The sequence below is a fragment of the Mycobacterium sp. genome (assembly GCF_049281135.1).
Lineage (GTDB): Bacteria > Actinomycetota > Actinomycetes > Mycobacteriales > Mycobacteriaceae > Mycobacterium.
On sequence record NZ_JBAPRN010000397.1, the window covers coordinates 1 to 7,094 of the forward strand.

The window sequence follows — 7,094 nt, forward strand, 5'->3', positions numbered from 1 at the left end:
GAGTTAGGTTGCGCCACAACACCGGATAGGGAATCTCCAAGGGTTTGACGTTCTCGTCGGCAAACCACTTCCGCCAGCCCTCTTCCTGGCCGCGCAGCATGGTGATGACGTGAGCGATGGCGCCGGCGTGATACGTGGCGCGCGCGTCACGAGTTGGGTCGGGCCGACCGCGCCAGACCCGGGTCTGCACCGCGCGCCAGAACGACACGGCCTGCGACACCACGTCCGGTCGGTAGACATAGACGAGCACCGGGTCCTGTCCGACGACGTCGCGGATCGCTGACAGCAGTCCGTCACCGGACCGATCGGGCAGTCCGGCCGCGCGGTCCAGCAGCAGCGGCGTCTGGTTCCACATCAGTTTGCCGCCCCACACGCCGTTCGGTGTCCGTCCGACGGTGCGGATGTAGTCGCGCCATATCTCGGGCGGGGCGAGGTCAGGCTTCCCCGGATCGAACGGATCGAGCAGACTCAAAATCGACTCGTCGTCGACACCGGCGAACCACTCGCGCGGCTGCGGTGATTGGCTCGTGTTCGGGAGGTACTGGAAAAACTCCTGCGGCTCCCCGGCTACGCCGGTTGCTCGTAATGATTCGACCAGCAGGGTGCTGCCGCTACGCTGCGAGGCCAGCACCAAGTATGTCGACGGGCGATCTGTCACCAGCAAAGCCTAGCTGACGGAAAATTGTTGCAACTCTTCCAATTACCTTCACGCTGAACATAACTGTTGTGCGGATTCAGACCGATTTCACGAGATCCGCTCGGTGGCTCGAAGTCCGAGTGAAAGCAGCAGCCGGACATCGGGATCGGCCAGCGATGTCGACAGCAATGTCTCGATCCGGCGGGCCCGATAGCGCACGGTATTGGGGTGGACGTGCAGCAGCGCTGCCGCGGCCGCGATGTCGCCGAAACTGTCCAGATAAGCCCGTAGCGTTTGGACCAGAGCCGGGTCGTGGGCGTGCAGTTCGCGCACTCGGGGGTCCACCAGCCGCTCGTCGGCGCTGACCAGCGTGACGATCTCGTCGAGCAGCACGGTGGTCCGGGCTTCGGCCAGCGAGGTCACCGCGGCGAACGAATCCGGATGGCGCTCAGCGCTATCCAACACGCGGTCCACGTCGGCACGCACCGCGGGCAGGCCAGCCAGCCCGGGTAGCGGCGTGGCGACCACCACACGCAACTGCAGTTGCAGCTCGGTCTGCAAAGCGTTGATGGTGCCGCGAATCCAGGAGTGCAGCGACGACCGCTTCGTTGTATCCGGAAGCAGCACGTACACCCGCGACCCGCGCGATGCGACCTGCGCATCCGCCCGAAAAGCGTTGGCGCTCAGCGCCAAAACATCCGCCAATCGACCTTGACCACCCGAGCCCTGGAAGCCGATCAACGCGGCATCGCCGTCGGCGGCAATCCCCAATTCACGCGTGATCGCCGCCACATCAACAGATCCGAGATCGGCCAAGCCAAGCAGCTGCTGGGCACGCAGCGCGTGCGTCGACGGCTTGGCCCCCAGCCGAGACATGATTCGGGCTGCCAGCACTGCGGCTCCTCGCAGCACCTCGTCAGCGTCCTCCGCGAGCGGCCGCGAGCCCTGCTGCACCCAGATCGTGCCGGCGAAATCCGGTGTGCGGCGGGCGTCGAAGCCCGGCTGGTGAATGCCGACGGCCAGCCGTGGCCGCAGTCCGAGCTCCGGCCGCTCGGCGACCCGGACCACGTCGCTGCCGGCCCGGAGCGCGTCGAATATGCCCCACTGGCCGATCCACTTCAGGTGCTCGGGAGGACCGGCCCGGCCCAGGATCGACAGCCGCCGCAAGTCGTCGGCTTCGTCGTTGGATGCCGAATAGGCCAACACATGGGACTGCGCGTCTTCGATGCTGACCATGCCGTGAATGCGGTCGGCGAGCGACTGCGCCAGGCCGAACAAGTCGGTGCCGGAGTCGTTACGCGGATCGGTGCGATCGCCGTGGTGTTCGAGGACGTGGTTGACCAGCCGATACAGCCGCTCCCAGCGGGCCCGCGGTTCGACGGCCACCACCGCCGTCCCCGTCGCGACGGCCCGGGCGACCAACGCGTCGGAGGGCTCCTTGGCGAAGATGGCGACCGGCGGTTGCCCGGCCGGGCCGATGGCAAGCTTGTCCAGCCAGCTCTGGGCTTGCCTGTCGGCCACGCCGAGCAAGAAGAACACATCGGCCGAGTCCGCGCCGCGGCCGATACCGAGCCGCACGTCGTCGGAATCGATCAACGCCGCCGAGGCGACGGTCAGGTCCAGGCCGCGCGGCGCCTCGACCAAGCTCGCGATTGTCGTATCCAGGGCCAACAGCAGTTGGCCGAGTCCAACACCGGCGGGCTGCATGTTGTCCGATTGTACTAGCTGATGGGCACTTTATTGGCCGATAGGCCAAGCCCACGGGATGTCGTGGTTGAGATCCTTAGACATGGACGCCATCACCGCAGTGCCGTCGCCTGTCAACGAACCCATCCACGACTACGCGCCGAATTCGCCCGAGCGCACCCGGTTGCAGACCGCACTCGCGGCGCTGGCCGATCATCCGATCGATCTGCCGCACGTCATCGGCGGCGCCCATCGCATGGGCAATGGTGAGCGAATCGACGTCGTGCAGCCACACCGGCACGCGGCGACGTTGGGCACGCTGACCAATGCGCAACATCGCGATGCCGCCGCCGCCGTGCAGGCTGCATCGTTGGCCCGAACGCATTGGGCGGCAACCCCGTTCGATGAGCGGGCGGCGATCTTCCTGCGAGCGGCCGACCTGCTCGCCGGCCCGTGGCGGGAGAAGATCGCGGCGGCGACCATGCTCGGCCAGTCCAAAACCGCCTATCAGGCCGAGATCGACGCGCCCTGCGAGCTGGCCGATTTCTGGCGGTTCAACGTCGACTTCGCGCGCCAGATTCTGGCCCAGCAGCCGACCAGCGTCCGGGGGGAATGGAACCGCACCGACTACCGCCCATTGGACGGATTCGTCTACGCGATAACGCCGTTCAACTTCACCGCGATCGCCGCGAATCTGCCCACCGCGCCGGCGTTGATGGGCAACACCGTGGTCTGGAAGCCGTCGGTGACTCAAACGCTGTCGGCCTACCTGACCATGCAACTGCTGGAGGCGGCCGGACTGCCGCCCGGTGTGGTCAACATGGTGACCGGCGACGGCTATGCGGTGTCGGAAGTGGCACTGGCAGACCCGAGGCTGGCCGGCATTCACTTCACCGGATCGACAGCGACCTTCCAGCGGTTGTGGCAGCAGGTCGGCACCAACATCGAGCACTACCAGAGCTATCCGCGGCTGGTGGGGGAGACCGGTGGCAAGGATTTCGTGCTCGCGCACAGCTCGGCGAAACCGGATGTACTGCGCACCGCGCTGATTCGTGGCGCATTCGACTACCAGGGGCAGAAGTGCTCGGCGGCGTCGCGGGCCTTCGTCGCACACTCGGTGTGGCAGCAGATGGGTGACGACTTCCTCGCCGCCACCGCCGGACTGCGGTTCGGCGACGTCACCGACCTGACCAACTTCGGTGGTGCGTTGATCGACCAGCGTGCCTTTGCCAAGAATGTCAACGCCATCGAGCGCGCGAAAAGCTCGCCCCGCGTGACGATCGCCGTCGGTGGCGAATACGACGACAGCGAAGGCTATTTCGTACGCCCCACGGTGCTGCTGTCCGACGACCCGACCGACGAATCGTTCGCGACCGAGTACTTCGGTCCGCTGCTGTCGGTCTACGTCTACCCCGACAACGAGTTCGAGCGGGTCCTCGATGTCATCGACACTGGATCGCGCTATGCCCTGACCGGAGCGGTGATCGCCGATGACCGCGATGCGGTGCTCGCCGCACAGAGCCGGCTGCGGTTTGCGGCGGGCAACTTCTACGTCAACGACAAGCCGACCGGTGCGGTGGTGGGTCGCCAGCCGTTCGGTGGTTCGCGGGGTTCGGGCACCAACGACAAGGCCGGCTCCGCAATGAATCTGCTGCGTTGGACGTCTGCGCGCTCGATCAAGGAGACGTTCGTCCCGCCCACCGATCACACCTACCCGCACATGGTGGCGCAGTGATGACCGGGCGATCGCCAGCGCGGCGAATCCGCGCGCAGCGGGTCGCCCCCATCGGGCTCGGCCTGTTCACCAAGACGCTGCGCCCGGCGATACTGGCCGCCAGTCGCTCGCACGGATTGCGGCACACCGCTGAGCGGTTCCCGGTTACCCGCAAGGTGGTGCACCGGTTCGTGCCCGGTGCGACGTTGGACCGGGTACTGGACAGCGCTGGCGCACTGCGGGATTCGGGCCGATTGGTGAGCGTCGACTATCTCGGTGAGGATGTCACTGATATCGACGGCGCGAACGCGACCACAGGTGCCTACCTTCAGCTGCTCGACGCGCTGGGCCGACGCCCGGATGTCGCTCACGACGGCGTGCGCGCGCTCGAGGTGTCGCTGAAGCTGTCCGCGCTGGGACAGGCGCTCGATCGCGACGGCGAAAAGATCGCACTCGCGAACGCGCACGCCATCTGCGAGCGCGCTGAACAGGTCGGTGCCTGGGTGACGCTTGACGCCGAGGACCACACCACCACGGATTCCACCCTGTCGATTGCCGCTGACCTACGGACCGACTTCCCGTGGCTGGGTGTGGTTTTGCAGGCCTACCTGCGACGCACGCACGGTGACTGCGAACAGTTCGCCGCGTCGGGGGCCCGGGTCCGGCTGTGCAAGGGCGCCTACGACGAACCGGTGTCGGTGGCCTATCGGGAGGCCGCGGCGGTCACCGCCTCGTATCTGCGCTGCCTGCGGGTGCTGATGGCGGGGCCGGGGTACCCGATGGTTGCCTCGCACGACCCGTTGATCATCGACTCGGTGCCCGTAATGGCACGCGAAACCGGCCGTAATCCAGCCGATTTTGAATACCAGATGCTGTACGGCGTCCGGGACGCCGAGCAGACGCGGCTGGTGTCGGCGGGCAACCGGGTTCGGGTGTACGTGCCGTTCGGCACTCAGTGGTACGGGTATCTCATGCGGCGACTAGCCGAACGGCCGGCCAACCTGACCTTCTTCATGCGGGCGCTGGCCGAGCGCGGTCACTGACCGCGGCGTTTCAAATCGACAGCGTGCCGAAGCGTGCGTGACAATCGGCGGCGAGTGAGGGACTAATGGCTCTCAACGACGCGGCGGGTAACGGATAGCTTCAGAACCGACGCGCGGTGGACGCGCTCTCGATTCTTGGAGGCCGCGATGCAGTCTGTTGAGACGCCACCATGGGTTGTGGTCGGTATTGACGGTTCCGAAGCCGCAGTGGGGGCTGCACTCTGGGGCATCGACGAGGCAGTTGCCCGTGATATCCCACTTCGATTGGTGTACGCCATCGATCCACGTGAGTCCATCCACCGCGATGCCGACAGTTTTGCCCACCGGCTCGCTACCGCCGAGATCGCTGTGCGGTACGCGATGATGGCAGTCGAGGCGTCGGAGCAGGCGGTGAAGATCGAGATCGAGATCGTCCACGAGCAGTCGGTCGCTGCGTTGACGCGAGCGTCGAGATCAGCGGTGCTGCTGTGTGTTGGTGCGTCGCGGCATTCCAGCGTGAAACGAGTGGGCTCGACGGCCGCTGCATTGAGTGCATCTGCCCAGTGTCCCGTGGCCTTGCTCCGCGGGAACGACAAGGTCGTGCGAGGAGACGGTGGATGGATCGGGGTAGTTTCCGACCGTTCGGGCCAGAACGGGGTGCTGGTCAAGCGGGCGTTGGAAGAGGCCATGCTGCGTCACGCACAGGTGCGGGTTTTGAACCCAGCCCAGGGTGTGGACGTCAAGAAAGCGGGTGTCGCTGCGGCCGAACGCGATAACGACATCTGCGATTCTGTTGATCCGCGTCTGGCTGACCGGACAGGACGCGATCCGGAACTCGGCTTACGCTCGGTGCCGCTGTGCGGCAGTATCGCCGATTACCTGAATGAGCACAGCCAGTCAATAAAGCTCTTCGTGGTCTGCGCAGACAGTCTCGGCCAGCCAGACTCTGCTGGCGAGAGCGTGCTCTACGACACCGATTGCCCATTGTTGATTCTCAGGGGCGATTCTCACCTGGACCACGACCGCGCCGCCATCGCAGAGCACCAACGACTCTAGGGAGGACGTCCATGCCGCACGCGACGCTGAGCAGAGAGGTCATAGCAAATGCGGTGCTGCTGGCGGGCCGTGCTCCGTCGGTGCACAACAGCCAACCTTGGCGGTGGGTATTCGGGAACGCCACGTTGCGGCTCTACGTCGACCCGGATCGTCGTGTGCGGCACACGGACCGTGCGGGACGGGAAGCATTGATCAGTTGTGGGGCCGGCCTCGACCACCTTTGCGTCGCCATGGCTGCAGCCGGTTGGCAGGCACACGTCGAGCGATTTCCCGAGCCGCGCAACCCCAATCATCTGGCCTCGATTGACTTCACCCCACTCGAAGTCGTCACCGATGTACAGCGCCGACGTGCCGAAGGGATACTGCAACGGCGGACCGATCGGCTCCCGCTGGATTGTCCAACCTACTGGGCGTCGTTCGAACCGGTGCTGTGCAGCAGTGTTGCCGAGAGCGCCGCGATGCTCGTGGTGTTGCCCGATGAGGCTCGCGCGCAGCTGGCTCAAGCCTCACGGCTCACTGAGTTCCTGCGCCAGGAAGACATCACCTATCAAGCTGAACTACATTGGTGGACAGCTCCTTTCGTGGCCTACGAGGGCGTGGCCTCCAGAGGCGCTGGCATCGAGTCTGGAGCTGCATCGTGTCGACGTCGCGCGCGAGTTTCCGTCCCGAGGTGCCGGCGATCGCCGCGCCATCGTGGCAGAGGACCGGTCGAAGATCCTGGTGTTATCTACCGAATCCGACGCCCCGGCTGAAGTGTTGGGCTGCGGGGAAGCGTTGTCCACCGTGCTGCTCGAATGCACGATGGCCGACATGGCAACGTGCTCGCTCACTCATCTCGTCGAACTCGATGACAGTAGGGACGTCGTCCGCAGACTTATTGACGAGCACCGAGAACCGCAGGTGCTGATCCGGGTAGGCATCGCACCGCCGATCGAACCGCTACCCCCGGCCACACCCCGGCGGCCGCTCGACGCGGTGC

General features: G+C 65.6%; 5 protein-coding genes and 1 pseudogene. 4 read left to right on the forward strand and 2 right to left on the reverse strand.

From position 1 onward, the window contains the following. Both WAN02_RS15905 and WAN02_RS15910 read right to left on the reverse strand, forming a co-directional pair. Positions 1-658 (reverse strand): Stf0 family sulfotransferase (locus WAN02_RS15905; RefSeq protein WP_422265171.1); only part of this gene is annotated, 658 nt, incomplete at its 3' end. 87 nt (positions 659-745) lie between these two features. Further along, on the reverse strand, positions 746-2,344 hold the full coding sequence (locus tag WAN02_RS15910) for a PucR family transcriptional regulator (RefSeq protein ID WP_422265172.1): 1,599 nt from the start codon (positions 2,342-2,344) through the stop codon (positions 746-748). 82 nt (positions 2,345-2,426) lie between these two features. On the opposite strand from WAN02_RS15910, the gene pruA reads away from it, so the two are divergent. The 4 genes and pseudogenes from pruA to WAN02_RS15930 form a co-directional block, all read left to right on the forward strand. Beyond that, positions 2,427-4,058: an L-glutamate gamma-semialdehyde dehydrogenase gene (gene pruA / locus WAN02_RS15915; RefSeq protein ID WP_422265173.1), complete on the forward strand. Its 1,632-nt coding sequence runs from the start codon at positions 2,427-2,429 to the stop codon at positions 4,056-4,058. Beyond that, positions 4,058-5,080: a proline dehydrogenase family protein gene (locus WAN02_RS15920; protein ID WP_422265174.1), complete on the forward strand. Its 1,023-nt coding sequence runs from the start codon at positions 4,058-4,060 to the stop codon at positions 5,078-5,080. Before pruA ends, WAN02_RS15920 begins: the two co-directional genes overlap by 1 nt. A gap of 147 nt (positions 5,081-5,227) precedes the next feature. Further along, positions 5,228-6,115, forward strand: a complete 888-nt coding sequence (locus WAN02_RS15925) for a universal stress protein (RefSeq protein WP_422265176.1) — start codon at positions 5,228-5,230, stop codon at positions 6,113-6,115. Between the two features lie 11 nt (positions 6,116-6,126). Further along, a pseudogene (locus WAN02_RS15930) lies at positions 6,127-7,094 on the forward strand (Acg family FMN-binding oxidoreductase); the annotation flags it as partial.